Here is a 17,837-nt window from a genome sequence, read left to right as displayed (position 1 = left end):
CGAGGCGGCGTCCGACTCCCGCAGGTGCGGCAGCGCGGCGGCGGTGGTGTTGAGGACGCTGGCGAACTTGAGGTCGATCTCGTCGCGGAAGTCCTCCACGGTGGCGTCCGCGAGCCCGAGCATCCGCGACTGCCCGGCATTGTTGACCACGCCGTCGAGGCCGCCGAAGCGGCGTACGCCGGCCGCGACCGTGCGCGCCACGTCGCCCGGCTTGCGCACGTCGCAGGCGACGGCCAGCACGCGGTCGCCGCGGGCCCCTGCGTCGGCCAGCGCCTTCTCGAGGACGTCGAGGCGGCGGGCGCAGGTGATCACGTTGGCGCCCTCGTCGAGCAGGGTCGAGACGGTCGCGAGACCGACGCCGGAGCTGCCACCGGTGACGAGCACGGTGCGTCGGGCGAGCTGGAGATCCATGGCGTTCCTCAGGGAGTGATCGGGCGATCGGTCGGGCGGTGGGTCGGGCGGTTCAGTTGAAGACGAAGCCGCCGTTGACGACGAGCTGCTGGCCGGTGATGTACGACGCCTCCGGGCCGAGCAGGAAGGCGACCGCGCCGACGACGTCGGCCGGCTCCTGGTCGCGGGTCAGGGCGCGGTTGTCGCGGTAGAGCTGGTGGCGGTGCTCGGGGACCTGGCGGGCGGCCTCGGTGTCGGTCAGCCCCGGGGTCACCGTGTTGACGGTGATGCCGTGGGGGCCGAGGTCGCTGGCCATCGCCCGGGTGAGCGCGGCCAGGCCGCCCTTGGAGGCGATGTAGTGCGCCAGCCGGGGCGAGCCGTAGAGCGCGGAGTCGGAGCCGATGTTGACCACCCGGCCGGAGCCGGCGGCGATCATCCCCGGGACGACCTCGCGCGCGACCAGCCAGGGGCCGCGGAGGTTGACCGCCATCAGCGAGTCCCACTCGGCGGGCTCGATCTCGTGGACCGGCTTGCCGCCGACGCCGTCGGCGCGGGCGGCGTTGTTCACCAGCCCGAAGACCGGACCGGTGGTCGCGACCATCGCCCTGACCGACGCGTGGTCGGTCACGTCGACGGCGACGGTGTCGACCTTCAGCCCCTCGGCGTCGAGGTCGGTGGCGGCGGTGGCCAGCCAGTCCTCGCGGATGTCGGCGAGCCAGACGTGTGCTCCGGCCCGGGCCAGGCGGCGCGAGATCGCGAGGCCGAGGCCGCGTCCTGCCCCCGTGACCAGGACCGGGGCACCGTCGAGGTCCATGCTCAGTCCCGGCTGATTCCGTGCATCGCCGAGGTCTCCGGGTAGGTGGGGACCTGGGGCTTCTGGGCGCCGATGATGACGCAGAAGAGCGCGTCGGTGTCGCCGTTGTTCTTGAGGCTGCGCGGGACGCCGGCCGGGACCACGATCATGTCGCGGTAGCCGAGGGTGCGCTTGACGACCTCTCCGTTGCGGTGCACGCCGACCTCGCCCTCGCCCTCGAGGACGAAGAAGGCCTCCTCGGCGTCGTGGTGGGTGTGCTCGGGGCCCTCGGCGCCCGGGGGGAGCAGCATGTTGGAGAAGGTGAAGCCGCGCGACTTGATCGTGCGGTTGTCGTTCTCGTGGTTGCCGGTGGCGCCCGAGCCGACGTAGCGGATCTGCGCGCGCTTGTACTGGTCGCCGGCCTTGGCCTGGAAGCCGAGGGTGTCCCAGTCCTCGTGGCGGCTCTCGCGCGTGAGGATGATCGAGTCGGTGAACTCCTCGAGGCTCTCGGCGGTCTCGTACTCGAGCGGCTGCTGGGTGGTCGTCATGGTTGTTTCCTCTCTGGTGACGAGCAGGTGGGGTGGTGGGGCGGTTGCGGTGAAGCTCGGAACGGGGGCGTCTCAGCCGTAGAGGCGCTCGACGATGGAGACGAACGAGGAGAGCCAGGCGTTGAACGCCTCCGGCGACTCCTGGTTGGCGAGGTGGCCCGCGCCGCGCAGGGTCACGAAGACCGCGTCGGGGATGCCGCCGGCGAGCGCCTGGGACTCGGCGATCCCGGTGACCTGGTCCTGGTCGCCGCACAGCACGAGCGTGGGCAGGTCGACCTTCCCGAGCTCCTCGGTGAGGTCGGTCGCGGCCATCACCTCGGCGGCCTGGGCGTAGCCGGGCAGGCGGATCGCGTCGCGCATGCCGGCGACGACCCGGTCGACGAGCTCCGGCGGCGCGGCGGGGCTGACCAGGCGAGGACCGCGGGCGGCGGCGAACGCCTCGTTGCCCTGCTCGGCGAGCTGCTCGGCGCGCTCGCGCATGGCGGCGGCCTTGTCGGGGTCGACGGCCGAGCCGCGACTGGAGTCCGCGACGACGAGGCTGCGGAGCAGGTGCGGGTGCCGGGAAGCCAGGCGTACGGCGATCACGCCGCCCCAGGAGACGCCGAGGACGTGCACCGGGCCACCGGCGGCGTGCTGCTCGATCACGGCGGCCGCCGCGTCGGCGTACCCGTCGAGGTCGAGGCCGGCCTCCACGTCGGCGGAGCGGCCGTAGCCGGGGGCGTCCCAGGCGAGGATGCGGAACTCGTCGGCGAGGGCCTCGCGCTGCGGCGCGAAGGACGCGGAGCTGGAGCCGATGCCGTGCAGGCACAGGATGGTCGGGCCGGAGCCGGTGTCGTCGACATGGATGATGCCGTCGGGTGCGGGGCTCTGCTCGGTGATGGTCATGGCGGCCTCAGATGATGCTGACGGCGCCGACCGGGCGGCCGACGAGCACGGACAGGGACCGGACCACCGCGCGGGCGACCACGCCGCTGGTGCGCGGGTTGTCGGGCGAGGGGTGGTTGCGGATCTCGAAGCGGTAGCTGCCGGCGTCGGTGTCGGCCTCGATGACGTGGCTGGTCAGCTCGGCGGCCGGGTCGGCGATGAGACGGACCTCGACGAGGTCGAGGCTGCCGAGCGCGAGGCCGACGGTGGCGGCGACGTTGAGGGAGCGCGGGAAGAAGCGGGCGGCCTCCTCGGCGGTGCCCTCGAAGATGGTGATCGGCTCGGTCGTCGTACGGATCCGCTCCTGGGTGGCGTCGTCCATCCACGGCTGGAGCAGGGCTCCGGGCAGCTTGGTCGTGGTCACCGACGCCCGCTGCACGCTGCCGTAGGAGCCGGCGCTGACGAGCAGGTCGACGCCGCCGACGGCACCGGAGGTGACGACGAAGCGGCCGGGACCCGCCGCCGTCATCCGCGTCGCCAGCCCGGCGTCGGCGAGCGCACCCGCCGAGGTGACGAGCAGGTCGCGTCCGGACTCGAGGATCTCCACGGCGTGGCGGGCGACCACGGCCTGCCCGGCGCACTCGACGATGACGTCGCTCGTGGCGATCGCCTCGGCGAGGTGGATCTGCGGCACGGGGAAGCCGTCGGGGAGCGGCTTGTCGTTGACGACGCCGATGACCTCCACGTCGTCGATGGCGCCCGCGAGGAGGGCCTCGACGACCGGTCGCCCGATGGCGCCGGCGCCGATGACGGCGATCTTGGTCATGCGTGCACCTCCGCCGGGACGTCGAGGGTCTGCGGGTCGTCGGCGAAGCACCGGGCCAGCTCGGGGCGGGCGGCGAAGGCGCCGGGGTCCTCGACGCCGGCCATGTGGGAGCGGACGTCCTTCGACGGCGGTCCGGCGGTGCCCCACAGGTCGGAGAGCTCGGGCACGCGGCGCCAGGTCTTGCACAGCCACTGGTCCTCGACGACCTGGGCGACGTCGGAGGTGTACTCGCACACCAGGCCCGCGGGGTCGGCGAAGTAGCCGAAGGTGTTGTTGCCGGGACCGTGGCGGCCCGGACCCCACAGCGGGGTGATGCCCTGCTGCTTGAGCGAGCCGATGCCGCGCATGAAGTGGTCCATGCTCGGCATCTCGTAGGCCACGTGGTTGACCGAGGTCCAGGTCGCCTGGTTGAAGGCGATGCTGTGGTGGTCGGTGTTGCAGCGCAGGAAGGCCATCTGGTGCTCGGACCAGTCGGAGACCCGCATGCCGAGCACGTCGGTGTAGAAGGCGACGGCGCGGTCGATGTCGACGGTGTTGAGCACGACGTGGGTGACGCCGACCGGGACGGCGCGGTCCCGGTCGAGGGGGCGTACGGCGTGCACGTCGGCGGAGAGCTCGATCGTGCGGCCCTCCGGGTCGACGAAGCGAAGCCCGTAGCCCGCGCCGATCTGGTCGAGCGGTCCGGGCTCGGCGAGCATCGGGAGGCCACGGGCGGTCAGCCGGCGGGCCGCCTCGTCGACCTCGGCCGGCGTGCGCACCGCGAAGGAGATGACGCCCAGGCCGTTCTGGCCGGCCCGGGTGAGCTGGAGGACGTGGTGGTTGGGGCCGGTGCCGCGCAGCCAGGCGTCGTCACGGTCCCGCTCGACCACCGACAGGCCCCAGACCTCGGCGTAGAAGTCGGTGGACTCCGCCAGCGTGGGGACCTGCAGCTGGACGCTGCGCAGGGAGTGCAGTCGTGCGATCGACATCGCCGCTCCGTTCTCTCAGGTCTTAATAGTTAAGCGCTAAGACTTTTCGAAGTCAAGGCCATCCGGTGGCCCAGATCACCTTTTTCTCGCCGGCTCCTCGCCCGCGCCGATTCGGCGGGCTCAGCCGGCCCACGGGTGGGGCGCGGCGTCGAGGCCCCAGTAGAGGCTCTTCTGGCGCATGTACTCGGCGATGCCGCGGCGCCCCTTCTCGCGTCCCAGGCCGCTCTCCTTCATCCCGCCGAACGGGGTGGAGCTGCTGAACTGCTTGTAGGTGTTGATCCAGACCGTCCCCGCCTCGATCCGGCGGGCGACCCGCCACGCGGTGCGGTAGTCACGCGTCCACAGCCCGCAGGCCAGCCCGTAGACCGAGTCGTTGGCGCGGGCGATCAGATCGTCCTCGTCGGCATAGGTGAGCACGGAGAGCACCGGCCCGAAGATCTCCTCCTGGCAGGTGGCCGAGGAGTTGTCGAGACCGGCGATGACCGTCGGCAGGTAGTAGGCGCCCGCGTCGTAGCCGGGCCCGGTGGGCACCTCCCCACCCGCGAGCACCTCGCCACCGTCGGCGCGCGCCCGCTCGACATGGCCGGCGACGGAGTCGCGGTGCCGGTGGTGGACCAGCGGCGCGACCTGCGTGCGCGGGTCGAGCCCGTGGCCCACGCGCAGCCGGCGCACGGTGGCGACGAGCAGGTCGAGGAACTCCTCGGCGCGCGCCTCGGGCAGGAACAGGCGGGACCCGGCGATGCAGCTCTGGCCGGAGCTGGAGTAGATGCCGTAGGCGATGCCGGCGACGGCCGCCTCGAAGTCCGCGTCGTCGAACACGATGGTCGGCGACTTGCCTCCGAGCTCGAGCGAGACGGGCATCAGCTTGTCGGCCGCGGCGTGCGCGATGACCCGGCCGGTCGTCGTACCCCCGGTGAAGGAGACCTTGCCGACGCCGCTGTGACGCACGATCGCGTCGCCCACCACCGAGCCCTGGCCGGGCAGGACCGAGACCAGGCCGGCCGGGAGTCCGGACTCGCCGATGATGCGGCCGAGCGCGAGCGAGACGAGCGGCGTCCACTCGGCGGGCTTGAGCAGGACGGCGTTGCCGGCCGCGATGGCCGGCGCGATCTTCTGCGCGTCGCTCGCGATCGGCGAGTTCCACGGCGTGATCGCGCCGACCACGCCGATCGGGTCGTGGACGCTCATGGTGAGCGAGGGCCCGCGCTGGGTGGTGAGCTCCTCGTCGAACGTCTCGAGGGCCGCGGCGACGTACCGGAAGGTGCCGGCCGCGCTGGCCACGAGCGCCGAGGTCTCGCGGAGGGTCTTGCCGGTGTCGCGGGTCTGGAGCCGGGCCAGCCGCTCCGCGTGGGCGTCGATGCCGTCCGCGATGCGGTGGAGATACCGGGCCCGCTCGTGGGGCAGCAGGTCGCGCCAGGGTCCGGCCGCGGCGACGGCGCCGCGCGCGACCGCCTCGTCGACGTCGGCCACGGAGGCCTGGTGGATCGTCGTGATCACCGCGCCGTCACCGGGGTCGACGGTCGCGGACTCCGGTCCGGCGCCCCGACGCCACTCCCCCGCGACGAGGATCTCGTCGGGCGGGATCGGGACGTCGTTCGGGACCGGGCCGGCGTGCTCGAGCGCACCGGTCGCGGTCATCGCGAGATCTCCTCGAGGGTCCGCTCGCGGGTCTCGACGGCGAACAGCGCGGTGGTGACGCAGCCGACGACGGCGACGGCGCCCAGCACGCTGAACACCTCGGCGACCGAGAAGCCGCGCTCGATGAGGCGGCCGACCACGACGGGGCCGATCACGATGCCGAGGCGCCCGAACGCACCGCCCACACTGGCGCCCAGGGCGCGCATCCGGGTCGGGTAGAGCTCGGCGGTGTAGACGTAGAGCGCCATGTTGACGGCGAAGATGAACATGGCCGACAGAGCCGACCAGATCAGCACCGTCCCGGCGTCGCCGGCGCCGGTCGAGGCGAGGATGAAGAGCATGGCGGCGCTGCCGGCCAGGCCCACGGACAGGGCTATCCGGCGACCGACGAGGTCGATGGTGAACGCGACGATCGCGCAGCCGACGATGCCCGCCACGCTGGTGGCGATGCTGTAGTGGAGCGCCGTGCTGACGTCGAGCCGGAACACCTGGCGGTAGATGGTCGGCAGCCACGCCGCGATGCCGTAGTTGACGAAGTAGGCGGTGAGCCAGGCGACGGCGAGCATGAGGGTACGACGGCGGTAGACGCCCGAGAACAGCTCGGCCACCCGCACCCGGCCCTCGACCACCGGCGCGATCTCCCCCGGAGCGGGCTCGGGGAGGGCGCCCTTGTCCGCGGCGATCTCGGCCTCGATCCGGCGGGTCGCCGCGTCGGCCTCCTCCATCCGGCCGCGGGAGGCCAGCCAGCGCGGCGACTCGGGAACGCGGCGCAGGAACGGGACGAGGACGATGGGGAGCAGGCCGAGCGCGAACAGCCAGCGCCAGCCGAGCGTCGGCACCACCCAGGACGCGACGATCGCGGAGGCGACCAGGCCCGCCGGGAAGATGAGCTCGTAGACCAGCACGAACCGGCCGCGGCCGTGGGCGCGGGTGATCTCCCCGATGTAGGTGGCCGCGACCGGGACCTCGGCGCCGAGCCCGAAGCCTTGGATGAAGCGCAGCAGCAGGAAGAGCCACAGGACGTCGGTGCCGGCCATGGCGACGCTGCACAGCGAGTACAGCAGCAGCGAGCCGACCAGCACGGGCACCCGGCCGACGCGGTCGGCGAGCCATCCGCCGGCCAGGGCACCGACCAGCATGCCGATGCCGCCGATGGCGATCGTCCACGCGATCATCGAGGGGTCCAGCCGGAAGAACGGGATGAGCACCGGCAGGGCGTAGGCGATCATCAGCTGGTCGAAGCCGTCGAAGAACGTCGCGACGCCCACCAGGACCCTGGTCCGGACGTGCCAGCGCGAGAGCGGGAGGCGTTCGAGCCGAGCACTGATCTGCTCGGCCGTCACCGCGGTCGCGACCGGGTGCTCTGAGTGGACCATGGAGGATCACCATCCGTTCGGAGGGCCGTGGAGGGATTGCTAAGCACTGAGTCTTTAAGTCCTTAGAGTGTGCGCGGCGTCACGGTCGGGCGTCAAGCCCCGGGGCCACTCTTCGCGGTACCCGTCCTCCCGTCGACCATCTCCGGCGCGACCGGTCACCCGCGGACCGGGCGGACTCGTACACTGCGGACATGTCCCGCAGACAGCCCGGAGACGACGACCAGCCGGACGCCGTCGACGCCATCGTCGCCCAGTGGGCGCACGAGCGCCCGGACCTCGACGCGACGCCGATCGCGCTCTTCGGGCGCATCCACCGCGTCTACCTGCGCTACCAGACCGTGCTCACCCGGGTCTTCGGCGAGCACGGGCTCAACTCGGCCTCGTTCGACGTGCTGGCCGCGCTGCGCCGCTCGGGGGCGCCGTACCGCAAGTCGGGCCGCGAGCTCGCCGACGGCTCGCTCCTGTCCTCGGCCGGGGTCACCTTCCGGCTCGACCGGCTCGAGGCCGCCGGTCTCATCGTCCGGCAGCGCGACGCCGACGACCGCCGCGTCGTCCACTCCCAGCTCACCGACGAGGGCCTCGCGCTGATCGACGCGTCGATCGAGGACCACCTGCGCGCCGAGAGCGCGCTGCTCAAGGGGCTCACGCTCGCCGAGCGCGCCGAGCTCGCCCGACTGCTCGCGAAGCTCGAGCGCTCGATCGTCGCCGCCGACCGCGGGGACGAGGCCGACGACGGCGGGTCCGACGAGGTGGCCTGAGCCCACCGGAACGCTCTCCGGGAACGACGATGACCGGCGACCGCCCGAGGGCGGCCGCCGGTCACCAGGGTGGATGCGGCGTCGTCAGCCGGGAGTCAGCTGACCGCGTCCAGCGCGTCGACCATGCCCTCGCCGTAATAGCTGTTGTCGGCGTCCGAGCCGACGCACGGCGCGCCGAACGGGATCGTCGGCAGCGGCGGCGTCTCCTGGACGGTACAGGCGTGGTCGTCGGCGTCGGCCCGCAGCTCGGCGACCATCTCGGCCGGCGTGAGCTCGGGATGGGCCGACTTCATCAGCGCGAGGACCCCGGCGACGTGCGGCGAGGCCATCGACGTGCCGGACTTCAGGCCGTAGCCGTTGCCGGTGACGATCGTCGACAGGATCCGTCGGCCCGGAGCGGCGACGTCGATGACGCCGAGCCCACGGTTGGAGAAGTAGGCCAGGATGTCGTCGCGGTGGCTGGCCGAGACGGTGACCACGCCCGGCAGCTCGGTCGGGATGTCCTGGCAGCCGCTGTTGAGCGTGCGGGTCACCGGGGTGCCGTCGTCGGGGCTGCCCTCGTCGAGGAAGGACGACTTGTCGGCCAGGTCGTGCGCGGAGTTGCCCGCGGCCGCGGCGTGGACGACGCCCTGCTCGGTGGACCAGGCGACCGCTCGGCGGACGGCCTCCTTGGCGGCGTACTGGTCGGGCTGGTCCTCGCAGTAGAACTCGAACGGGTCGACGTAGTAGCTGTTGTTGGTCACGTCCATGCCGTGCAGACCGGCCCAGATGAACCCGCACACGGCGTACTCCGGGTAGATGAACCCGGCGTCGTTGACGACCTTCACCGCGGCCATCCGCACACCGGGCGCGACGCCGACGATGCCGGTGCCGTTGCGCGCGGCGCCGATCGTGCCGGCGACGTGGGTGCCGTGGTCGCTGGTCGTCGGGTGCCAGCCGGTCGCGGAGGTGTCCGGGCGCCCGGCGTCGGTGCAGTTGACCGAGTCGGCGACGTCGATGTTGGCGGCGAGGTCGGGGTGGTCGGGGTCGATGCCGGAGTCGAGCACGCCGACGACGACGTCACGGGAGCCGTCGGTGATCTCGTGCGCCTGGTCGGCCTTGATCACCTGCAGGTCCCACTGCTCGCTCTCACGCGGGTCGGGCGCCACGGCGGTCGTGACCTCCGACCCGGCGTCGCCCTCGGGGCGCGACGCGGTCGGGCCGGCGTGGCCCTTGCCGGGGCCCCACGGCGCCTGCACGCCCTCGGGGGTGCCCTCGGTGACGGGCACCGTGCGGGTCGCGCCGACGGACTCGAGCGCGCTGCCGGCGTACGCCTCGACGTCGGCGCGGAAGCCCGCCTCGTCGCTGTGGGCGACGACGACGCCGACCTGCGGCCAGGTCTGGACGACGACGCCGCCCGCCTTGGCGACCGCACGCTCGAGCAGCCGGGTCTGGCCGGGGTTGGCGACCTTCGCGTTGAGGAGGTACGACGACACGACCCCGTCGGGCGTGCTGATGGGGACCGGGGTCGACGGGGGCTCGTCGCCGGCCGCGGGAGCGGCACCGGCGCCGGACCCGGTCACGGACAGGCCGGCCAGGGTGAGGCCGGTCGCGACCGTGAGAACGGCGGTTCGGAACCGCCGGTTGTGCTGAGGCATGGATCAACCTTTCCGAGAGGAAGGGCGCGGATGTGCGCCGGGCGACATCCTGTCCTGCCCGGGCGCTCCTTGGCGAGAGGATCACCGGCCGAACTTCACAACGACCGGAGTCGCTCCGCGAGCGCGGCGAGATCCTGGTCGGTCCGGACCACGACGATCGCGCCGGGAGCAGCGGGGTCGGCGGGGTCGGCGGGGGCCGGCGGCGCGAACAGGGCGTTGACCTGGGCCATGGCCTCGTCGATCTCCGCGTGCGGGTCCTCGCACTCCTCGCGCAGCCAACGGCGCAGCACCCGGTTGTGGGCCGCGACCACGGCGGCGGCCATCAGCTCGCCGCGGCGCTCCGACTCCTCCGAGGCGTCGCCCCAGGCGCTGATGTACTGCCGGAACAGGTGCTGGTAGCGCGACCCACTGATCAGCTCACGCTCGCGCAGTGCGGGGACCGTCGAGGTGAGCCGGTAGCGGCGCCGGGCCAGCGGGCCCTCCGCGATGTAGTGGAAGAGCACGACGCGCACGGCGTCGGAGACGGCGAGGATGGCGCTCTTCTGGGTGGACGCGGCGAGGCGCTCCTCCACGGCGGCGAGGATCGCGTCGTGGTCGGGGAAGATCACCATCTCCTTCGACCCGAAGAGCCGGAAGAAGGAGCTGCGGCTCACGCCCGCGGCGGCGGCGATGTCGTCCACGCTGGTGGCGTCGTACCCGAACTCGTTGAAGAGCCGGAAGGCAGCATCGACGATCGCCGCGGCCGGACCCTTGGCGACCGCGGGCCGCCGGTCGTCGTGCGACTGCGTCACACCGCACCCCCCTTGTGAACTCCAGTGTCAATGGATGATACTCAGTTTCATGACCGAGATCGACCTGCACACGACCGCGGGCAAGCTGGCGGACCTCGACCGCCGCACCGACGAGGCCGTGCACGCTCCTGCCGCCAAGGCGCAGGAGAAGCAGCACGCCAAGGGACGCAAGACCGCCCGCGAGCGGATCGAGCTGCTCTTCGACGAGGGCAGCTTCGTCGAGCTCGATGAGTTCGCCCGCCACCGCTCCACCGCCTTCGGCCTCGAGAGGACCCGTCCGTACGGCGACGGCGTGATCACCGGCTACGGCACCGTCGACGGCCGCCAGGTCTGCGTGTTCTCCCAGGACTTCACCGTCTTCGGCGGCTCGCTCGGCGAGGTCTACGGCGAGAAGATCACCAAGGTCATGGACCTCGCGATCAAGTCCGGCTGCCCCATCATCGGCATCAACGAGGGCGCTGGCGCCCGCATCCAGGAGGGCGTCGTCTCGCTCGGCCTGTACGGCGAGATCTTCAAGCGCAACGTGCACGCCTCCGGCGTCATCCCGCAGATCTCGCTGATCATGGGCAACTGCGCCGGCGGTCACGTCTACTCCCCCGCGGTCACCGACTTCACGATCATGGTCGACCAGACCTCGGCGATGTTCATCACCGGCCCCGACGTCATCAAGACCGTCACCGGCGAGGACGTCTCCATGGAGGAGCTCGGCGGCGCCCGGGCCCACAACACCAAGTCCGGCAACGCGCACTACATGGCCCACGACGAGGAGGACGCGCTCGAGTACGTCAAGGCGCTGCTGTCGTTCCTGCCGCAGAACAACCTGGACGAGGCGCCGTCGTACGACGAGGCGGCCGACCTCGAGGCGACGCCTGCGGACCTCGCGCTGGACACGCTGATCCCGGACTCGCCGAACCAGCCCTACGACATGCACGACGTGATCACCACGATCCTCGACGACGGCGACTTCCTCGAGGTGCAGCCGCTGTTCGCGCCCAACATCATCGTCGGCTACGGCCGGGTCGAGGGCCGCTCGGTCGGCGTCGTCGCCAACCAGCCGATGCAGTTCGCCGGCACCCTCGACATCGACGCCTCCGAGAAGGCCGCCCGGTTCGTCCGGTTCTGCGACGCCTTCAACATCCCGGTGCTGACCTTCGTCGACGTCCCCGGCTTCCTCCCCGGCGTCGACCAGGAGCACCTCGGCATCATCCGTCGCGGCGCGAAGCTCATCTACGCCTACGCCGAGGCCACCGTCCCGCTGGTCACCATCATCACCCGCAAGGCCTACGGCGGCGCGTACGATGTGATGGGCTCCAAGCACCTCGGCGCCGACATCAACCTGTCGTGGCCCACCGGCCAGATCGCGGTGATGGGCGCCCAGGGTGCGGCCAACATCGTGCACCGCCGCACCCTCAACGACCTCGCGGCCGGCGGCGCCTCTCCCGAGCAGGTGGAGGCCAAGCGCGCCGAGCTGATCGACGAGTACGAGACGACGCTCGCCAACCCCTACATCGCGGCCGAGCGCGGCTACATCGACGGCGTGATCAAGCCGTCGGAGACCCGCGCCGAGGTGGTCAAGGCGCTGCGCCTGCTGCGCAACAAGCGCGAGACGCTGCCGCCCAAGAAGCACGGGAACATCCCGCTGTGACCGGCGTAGCCGCGAGCGAAGCGAGCCTGGCTTCGCCGGAACATCAAGACTGCGCGAGCGAAGCGAGCTCCGCGCCTGTCCTGTCTTTCGCGAGCGCAGCGAGCGAAGAGGAGGTCGCCGCGATCGTCGCCGTGCTCGCCGCACTGGGCAGCGGCGCCACTCCGCCCGCGGCGCCGCGCTCGGAGTGGAGGAGCCCGGCCCGCCGCCTGCGCTCCACCGCCAGCTCCCACCCGATCCCCGGACGCGGCGCGTGGCGCGCCAGCGCCCTGCCCCGCTGACCCGCGTCACGCTGAACTGGAAGGCCACACCATGAGTTTGAAGAAGGTCCTGATCGCCAACCGCGGCGAGATCGCGGTGCGGGTCATCCGTGCCGCCAAGGACGCGGGCATCGGCTCCGTCGCCGTCTACGCCGAGCCGGACGCGAACGCCCTGTTCGTCCGCCTGGCCGACGAGGCGTACTCCCTGGGCGGGTCGACCCCCGCGGAGACCTACCTCGACATCGCCAAGATCATCGATGTCGCGAAGCAGTCGGGCGCCGACTCGGTCCATCCGGGCTACGGCTTCCTCGCCGAGAACGCCGCGTTCGCGCAGGCCGTGATCGACGCGGGCCTGATCTGGATCGGCCCCTCCCCCGAGGCGATCGACGGGCTGGGCGACAAGGCGAAGGCGAAGCAGATCGCCCTCGCCGCCGGCGCCCCGCTGGCCCCGGGTCTCAAGGACCCGGTCGAGTCGGCCGACGAGATCGTCGCGTTCGCCGAGGAGCACGGCCTCCCGGTCGCCATCAAGGCGGTCTTCGGCGGCGGCGGCCGCGGTCTCAAGGTCGCCCGCACGCTCGAGGAGATCCCCGAGCTGTTCGAGTCCGCGACCCGCGAGGCGATCGGCGCCTTCGGCCGCGGCGAGTGCCTGGTCGAGAAGTTCCTCGACAAGCCGCGCCACGTCGAGACCCAGTGCCTCGCCGACCAGCACGGCAACGTCGTCGTGGTCTCCACGCGCGACTGCTCGCTGCAGCGCCGCCACCAGAAGCTGGTCGAGGAGGCGCCCGCGCCGTTCCTGACCGACGAGCAGAACCAGCGCCTCTACGAGTCGTCGAAGGCGATCCTGCGCGAGGCCGGCTACGTCGGCGCCGGCACCTGCGAGTTCCTCGTCGCCGCCGACGGCACGATCTCCTTCCTCGAGGTCAACACCCGCCTGCAGGTCGAGCACTGTGTCTCCGAGGAGGTCACCGGCATCGACCTGGTCCGCGAGATGTTCCGCATCGCCGCCGGCGAGGAGCTCGGCTACGACGACCCCGAGATCCGCGGCCACTCCATCGAGTACCGCATCAACGCCGAGGACGGCGGCAACAACTTCATGCCCGCCCCCGGCACCCTCACCAAGTGGAACCCGCCGCAGGGCCCGGGCGTCCGCGTCGACGGCGGCTACGAGGTCGGCGAGACCGTCCCCGGCGCGTTCGACTCGCTCATCGCCAAGCTGATCATCACCGGCTCGAGCCGGACCCAGGCGATCGAGCGGTCGCGTCGCGCGCTCGCGGAGTTCGAGGTCGACGGCATGCCGACCGCGATCACCTTCCACGAGGTCATCGTCAACGACCCCGCATGGGTCGGTGCGTCCAACCCGACGGGCGAGGGCTCCTTCGAGGTCTACACGACGTGGATCGAGACCGACTTCGACAACCAGATCACGCCGTACGGCGGGGCTGCGGGCGAAGCCGAGGAGGCCGGCGAGAAGCAGAAGGTCGTCGTCGAGGTCGGCGGCAAGCGGATCGAGGTCGTCCTTCCGGCCGGCCTCGGCGGCCTCGCGGTCGGCGGTGGCGCCGGGGGAGCGAAGAAGCCCAAGCGTGCGGCCGGCAAGAAGGCCGGCGCCGCGGCGTCGGGTGACTCCGTCACCTCCCCCATGCAGGGCACCATCGTCAAGGTCGCCGTCGAGGAGGGCCAGTCGGTCGAGGAGGGCGACGTGGTCGTCGTCCTCGAGGCGATGAAGATGGAGCAGCCGCTCAAGGCGCACAAGGCCGGCACCATCACCGGCCTCTCGGCCGAGCTCGGCGCCACCATCGGCAACGGCGAAGTCGTCTGCGAGATCCTCGGCTGATCAACGGACGCCTGTCTCTGAGGCACGCCATCCGTTCCGTGGGGTCGCGCCCACGGAACGGATGACGTAGCGCCTCGCTGCCCTACCCTGTCCGCGTGTTCCTCTACGAGTTCGAAGGCCGCAGGCCCCAGGTCCATCCCGAGGCGTTCGTCGCTCCCACCGCGACCCTGATCGGCGACGTACGCGTCGAGAAGGGCGCCAGTGTCTGGTACGGCGCCGTGCTGCGCGCCGACATCTGCACGATCATCGTGCGCGAGGGCTCGAACATCCAGGACAACTCCGTCGTCCACGGAGGGCCCGACGTCGTCGTCGACATCGGCCCGAACGCCACCGTCGCCCACGCCTGCGTCTTCCACGGCGACGCCATGGGCGAGAAGGCGCTGCTCGGCAACGGCAGCACCGTCCTGGACCATGCCACGATCGGCGCGGGCTCGCTCGTCGCCGCGGGCGCCGTCGTCACGCCGGGCACCGCCATCCCCGAGGGCGTGCTCGCCGCCGGCGCGCCGGCGCAGACCAAGCGCCCGATCGAGGGCACCAGCGCGCACGTCTGGGTGGAGACGAACGCCGTCTACTACGCCGAGCTCGCCGAGCGGCACCGCAAGGGCGTCACGGCCGTGGAGGGCTGAGCGATGACGCTGAGCGTGCTGGTCGGTGGCGGCCGCGACGAGGAGCAGGTACGCCGGCTGCTGGCGCCGTTCGTGGCGGAGCTCGCGGGCGGCGAGGCCGCCTGTGTGATCGTCGACGACGGGGAGGGCGTGGACCTCGATCGGTGGCGCGGCGTGCTCGCCGACGCGGCCGGCGTACGGACGATCGTGCTCGAGGAGGGCCGCCCGCTGACCGCGGACGACATCGCCGGAGCCGCCGGGGTGTTCGTCGCCGGCGGCCTCACGCCGTTGTACGCCGAGCTCGTCGTCCCGGCCCGCGACGCGCTGGCCGCCCTCCCCTACGCGGGCTTCTCCGCCGGCGCGGCGATCGCCGCGGACCGCGCGATCGTCGGGGGCTGGTTGTTGGAAGGGCGGCAGGTCGCGCCGGAGGATGCGGCCGAGGATCTCGACGAGCTCGCGGTCGTGCCCGGGCTCGGCCGGATCGACTTCGCCGTCGACGTGCATGCCGCGCAGTGGGGCACCCTTCCGCGGGCGGTGGCCGCCGTCCGCGCCGGCCTGGTCGCCGAGGCCCGGGCGGTCGACGAGCACACCGCGGTCGTGGTGCGCGACGGCGCCGTCGAGGTCGTCGGTGCCGGCGCGGCGCTGCAGGTACGGCGCGCCGAGGGCGGCGTGCTCGTCAGCTGAGGGCGCCGCCGAGCAGTTCGGAGAAGCGGGTCCGGTCGGAGACGCCGAGCTTGATTCCGGCACGGTAGAGGTGTCCCTCGATCGTGCGGGACGAGACCACGAGCCGCTCGGCGATCTCGCGGTTGGTGAAGCCGTTCGCCGCCAAGTGGCGATCTCGCGTTCGCGCGCGGTCAGCGGAAGCGGGTGCAGCGCTCGACGAGGGCCGGTGTGCGCGCGTCGCCAGTGCGTGGACCTCGAAGGCGAGTTGGCCGAGGGCGGCGGCACGGTCGGCCGCTTCCCGCGCGCGCCGGACCGCCTGCTGGACGGCTCCCTTGCGCCGCGTGCACCCAGGCATGGGCGAGCAAGCGGTCCGGCTCGTTGAGCGCGAAGGCCGGATGGCGCGCCCGGGCCGTGAGGGCGATGGATCGCTCGCCGGATCGCGGACAGCTCCTCGTCACGTCCCGTCAGGGGCCAGTCCAGCCCCATCCGGGCACGGTAGCGCCGCCCGCGGGAAGCGAGTACCCCATTACTCGTGCGGAGCCCGGGCAGCCGACGGACCCTGAGGCCGTGTCCAGTGACCGTCTCACACGAGGGCTTTTGCCGATGATGCAGCTCGCCGTCCTCCTCCTCGCCGCAGCCACCCTTGTCGCGACCGGTACGACGGCCCCGGCCGAGGCCGTCGTACCCGGCCCGAACGGGAGGATCGCCTTCGCCAGCGCCCGCGACGGGAACTGGGAGATCTACGTCATGAACGCCGACGGCTCCGGCCAGACCCGGCTGACCTTCGATGGCGCCTCGGACGGAGGCCCCGCCTGGTCTCCCGACGGCACCCGGATCGCGTTCCAGCGGATCCAGCCGGGACCTGGTCAGCATCGCGAGATCTGGACGATGAATGCCGACGGCAGCAACCAATTGCGTCTCACCCACAACGACAGCGAGGACCAGCATCCCACTTGGTCCCCCGACGGCACCCGGATCGCGTTCCAGAGCGATCGGAACGGAGCCGATCAGATCTTCGCCATGGATCCCGACGGCACCGACGTGACGGCAGTGTCTGCGCCCTCTGGCTACGCGGCACCGGACTGGGCACCGGTCGGGGGGTTCATCGCCGTCACGACCATCGATGGCGACCTCCAGTTCCTGCCCGTCGCCGGCGGAGCCCAGTGGGGCCTGAGATCGGAGGCGTTCGCGCCCTTCAACTGGGTCGCATGGTCGCCGGACGCCATCCGGGTGGCCGTGGGAGGAACCCGCGAGGGCGCCGGGTTCGTCCGGATCCGGGGCGTCGGGTTGCGTGCCCTGGATCCCGTCATCGACCTGTCCCAGTGGATGAGCGACGCCCAGCCGTCGTGGTCGCCCAACGGCGAGATGCTCGCCCTGGCAGGCTTGACCGGAACCATGGACATCTGGGTGGTCGATCTCCGCAACGGACAACGGACCAACCTCACCCGGACCGCCGCCGCCGAGTCCCAGCCGGCCTGGCAACGCCCGCCTGCCATCGGCTGCCCGAAGCCCGCCCTCAAGGGCAAGCCGATCGTCGGCCGGAAGCTCCGGCTGAGGCAGGCTGCCCTCTCCCCCGCGCTGGCCACCGTCTCCTACCAGTGGTTCCGCAAGGCCAAGGCCATCAAGGGCGCCACCGGGGTGAAGTACAAGATCCGCCGCAAGGACCGCGGCAAGAAGGTGTCCGTCCGCGCGACCTGCACCGTCGTCGGCGCCACCGGCCCGGTCACCGTCGCCTCCGCCAAGAAGAAGGCACGCCGATGAGGCGGCTCCTCGCGCTGGCGCTCCCCTTCGCCGGGCTCGGCTTGCCGGGTGCCGTCCCCGCTGCCGATGCCGTCCCTGCCGCCGCCGGTCCCGGATCCGACGGCAGGATCGCGTTCGTCGACCTGCGCGAGGGGAACTGGGACATCTACTCGATCAACGCCGATGGCACCGACGAGCGCCGACTGACCCTCGTCATCGCCGGAAGAGCGCGGGTCGGCCGAAAACTGCGGTTGGTCCGGGGCGCGAGCCTCTCGCCCCCCGACGCAGCAGCGACCTATCGGTGGCATCGCAACTGCAAGCCGATTAGAAGGGCGACCGAGCCCGGGTACCGAATCCGCCGCAAGGATCTCGGCACGAGGCTGCGCCTACACGCCACCTGCACCCCGCCCGGCGGAATACCCGTCACCCTCGTCTCGAACAGGAAGAAGGTCCGCCGATGAGGCGCCACCTGGCCATCGCCGTCACCCTCACCGCCCTCACCCTCAC

Annotated in this window: 19 protein-coding genes; 8 read left to right on the top strand and 11 right to left on the bottom strand. The window is 71.9% G+C overall.

Annotated elements, in window-relative coordinates:
- The 8 genes from FHP29_RS22295 to FHP29_RS18475 form a co-directional block, all read right to left on the bottom strand.
- Positions 1-411 (bottom strand): SDR family NAD(P)-dependent oxidoreductase (locus tag FHP29_RS22295; protein WP_205014268.1); only part of this gene is annotated, 411 nt, incomplete at its 3' end.
- Between the two features lie 52 nt (positions 412-463).
- Complete coding sequence (locus tag FHP29_RS18505) at positions 464-1,204, bottom strand: 3-oxoacyl-ACP reductase family protein (RefSeq protein WP_139624370.1); 741 nt, start codon at positions 1,202-1,204, stop codon at positions 464-466.
- 2 nt (positions 1,205-1,206) lie between these two features.
- Positions 1,207-1,731 carry a cupin domain-containing protein gene (locus FHP29_RS18500; protein ID WP_139624369.1) on the bottom strand — a complete coding sequence of 175 codons (525 nt, stop codon included), beginning with the start codon at positions 1,729-1,731 and terminating at the stop codon, positions 1,207-1,209.
- A gap of 72 nt (positions 1,732-1,803) precedes the next feature.
- The gene (locus FHP29_RS18495; RefSeq protein ID WP_139624368.1) at positions 1,804-2,616 is read right to left on the bottom strand and encodes an alpha/beta fold hydrolase; all 813 of its coding nucleotides are present in this window, start codon (positions 2,614-2,616) and stop codon (positions 1,804-1,806) included.
- Positions 2,617-2,623: 7 nt separating this feature from the next.
- Complete coding sequence (locus FHP29_RS18490) at positions 2,624-3,421, bottom strand: aspartate dehydrogenase domain-containing protein (RefSeq protein ID WP_139624367.1); 798 nt, start codon at positions 3,419-3,421, stop codon at positions 2,624-2,626.
- Complete coding sequence (locus FHP29_RS18485; protein ID WP_139624366.1) at positions 3,418-4,389, bottom strand: VOC family protein; 972 nt, start codon at positions 4,387-4,389, stop codon at positions 3,418-3,420. The genes FHP29_RS18490 and FHP29_RS18485 overlap by 4 nt, the downstream gene beginning before the upstream one ends.
- Before the next feature lie 120 nt (positions 4,390-4,509).
- The gene (locus FHP29_RS18480) at positions 4,510-6,027 is read right to left on the bottom strand and encodes an aldehyde dehydrogenase (RefSeq protein ID WP_139624365.1); all 1,518 of its coding nucleotides are present in this window, start codon (positions 6,025-6,027) and stop codon (positions 4,510-4,512) included.
- A complete protein-coding gene (locus tag FHP29_RS18475) occupies positions 6,024-7,403 on the bottom strand; it encodes an MFS transporter (RefSeq protein WP_139624364.1) in 1,380 nt (459 codons plus the stop codon). The genes FHP29_RS18480 and FHP29_RS18475 overlap by 4 nt, the downstream gene beginning before the upstream one ends.
- A gap of 191 nt (positions 7,404-7,594) precedes the next feature.
- On the opposite strand from FHP29_RS18475, the gene FHP29_RS18470 reads away from it, so the two are divergent.
- The gene (locus tag FHP29_RS18470; protein WP_139624363.1) at positions 7,595-8,161 is read left to right on the top strand and encodes a MarR family winged helix-turn-helix transcriptional regulator; all 567 of its coding nucleotides are present in this window, start codon (positions 7,595-7,597) and stop codon (positions 8,159-8,161) included.
- A 95-nt stretch (positions 8,162-8,256) separates the two neighbouring features.
- On the opposite strand, the gene FHP29_RS18465 is transcribed toward FHP29_RS18470, so the two are convergent.
- Together FHP29_RS18465 and FHP29_RS18460 are read right to left on the bottom strand one after the other, a co-directional pair.
- Complete coding sequence (locus tag FHP29_RS18465) at positions 8,257-9,798, bottom strand: S8 family peptidase (RefSeq protein ID WP_139624362.1); 1,542 nt, start codon at positions 9,796-9,798, stop codon at positions 8,257-8,259.
- Between the two features lie 95 nt (positions 9,799-9,893).
- Positions 9,894-10,589, bottom strand: a complete 696-nt coding sequence (locus FHP29_RS18460) for a TetR/AcrR family transcriptional regulator (RefSeq protein ID WP_139624361.1) — start codon at positions 10,587-10,589, stop codon at positions 9,894-9,896.
- Between the two features lie 49 nt (positions 10,590-10,638).
- On the opposite strand from FHP29_RS18460, the gene FHP29_RS18455 reads away from it, so the two are divergent.
- The 5 genes from FHP29_RS18455 (at position 10,639) to FHP29_RS18435 (ending at position 15,611) form a co-directional block, all read left to right on the top strand.
- A complete protein-coding gene (locus tag FHP29_RS18455; protein WP_139624360.1) occupies positions 10,639-12,234 on the top strand; it encodes an acyl-CoA carboxylase subunit beta in 1,596 nt (531 codons plus the stop codon).
- On the top strand, positions 12,231-12,512 hold the full coding sequence (locus tag FHP29_RS23310) for an acyl-CoA carboxylase epsilon subunit (RefSeq protein WP_139624359.1): 282 nt from the start codon (positions 12,231-12,233) through the stop codon (positions 12,510-12,512). The genes FHP29_RS18455 and FHP29_RS23310 overlap by 4 nt, the downstream gene beginning before the upstream one ends.
- 31 nt (positions 12,513-12,543) lie before the next feature.
- Positions 12,544-14,322 carry an acetyl/propionyl/methylcrotonyl-CoA carboxylase subunit alpha gene (locus tag FHP29_RS18445; RefSeq protein WP_139624358.1) on the top strand — a complete coding sequence of 593 codons (1,779 nt, stop codon included), beginning with the start codon at positions 12,544-12,546 and terminating at the stop codon, positions 14,320-14,322.
- A gap of 95 nt (positions 14,323-14,417) precedes the next feature.
- Positions 14,418-14,948, top strand: a complete 531-nt coding sequence (locus FHP29_RS18440; protein ID WP_139624357.1) for a gamma carbonic anhydrase family protein — start codon at positions 14,418-14,420, stop codon at positions 14,946-14,948.
- 3 nt (positions 14,949-14,951) lie between these two features.
- Positions 14,952-15,611 (top strand): type 1 glutamine amidotransferase family protein, encoded by a 660-nt coding sequence (locus FHP29_RS18435; RefSeq protein ID WP_139624356.1) that lies wholly within the window; start codon positions 14,952-14,954, stop codon positions 15,609-15,611.
- On the opposite strand, the gene FHP29_RS22290 is transcribed toward FHP29_RS18435, so the two are convergent.
- The gene (locus FHP29_RS22290) at positions 15,604-15,756 is read right to left on the bottom strand and encodes a helix-turn-helix domain-containing protein (RefSeq protein WP_205014265.1); all 153 of its coding nucleotides are present in this window, start codon (positions 15,754-15,756) and stop codon (positions 15,604-15,606) included. The genes FHP29_RS18435 and FHP29_RS22290 overlap by 8 nt on opposite strands.
- Positions 15,757-16,193: 437 nt before the next feature.
- Between FHP29_RS22290 and FHP29_RS18425 the strand changes: the two genes are divergently transcribed.
- Together FHP29_RS18425 and FHP29_RS18420 are read left to right on the top strand one after the other, a co-directional pair.
- Positions 16,194-17,351: a TolB family protein gene (locus FHP29_RS18425; RefSeq protein WP_158296637.1), complete on the top strand. Its 1,158-nt coding sequence runs from the start codon at positions 16,194-16,196 to the stop codon at positions 17,349-17,351.
- Complete coding sequence (locus FHP29_RS18420) at positions 17,348-17,791, top strand: hypothetical protein (protein WP_139624354.1); 444 nt, start codon at positions 17,348-17,350, stop codon at positions 17,789-17,791. The genes FHP29_RS18425 and FHP29_RS18420 overlap by 4 nt, the downstream gene beginning before the upstream one ends.
- Positions 17,792-17,837 lie beyond the last annotated feature (46 nt).

The sequence above is a fragment of the Nocardioides albidus genome, from assembly GCF_006335005.1.
In the GTDB taxonomy this organism is placed as follows: Bacteria; Actinomycetota; Actinomycetes; order Propionibacteriales; family Nocardioidaceae; genus Nocardioides; species Nocardioides albidus.
The sequence above is the reverse complement of the archived record's forward strand: the minus strand, read 5'-3'. Positions and strand labels throughout refer to the sequence as shown.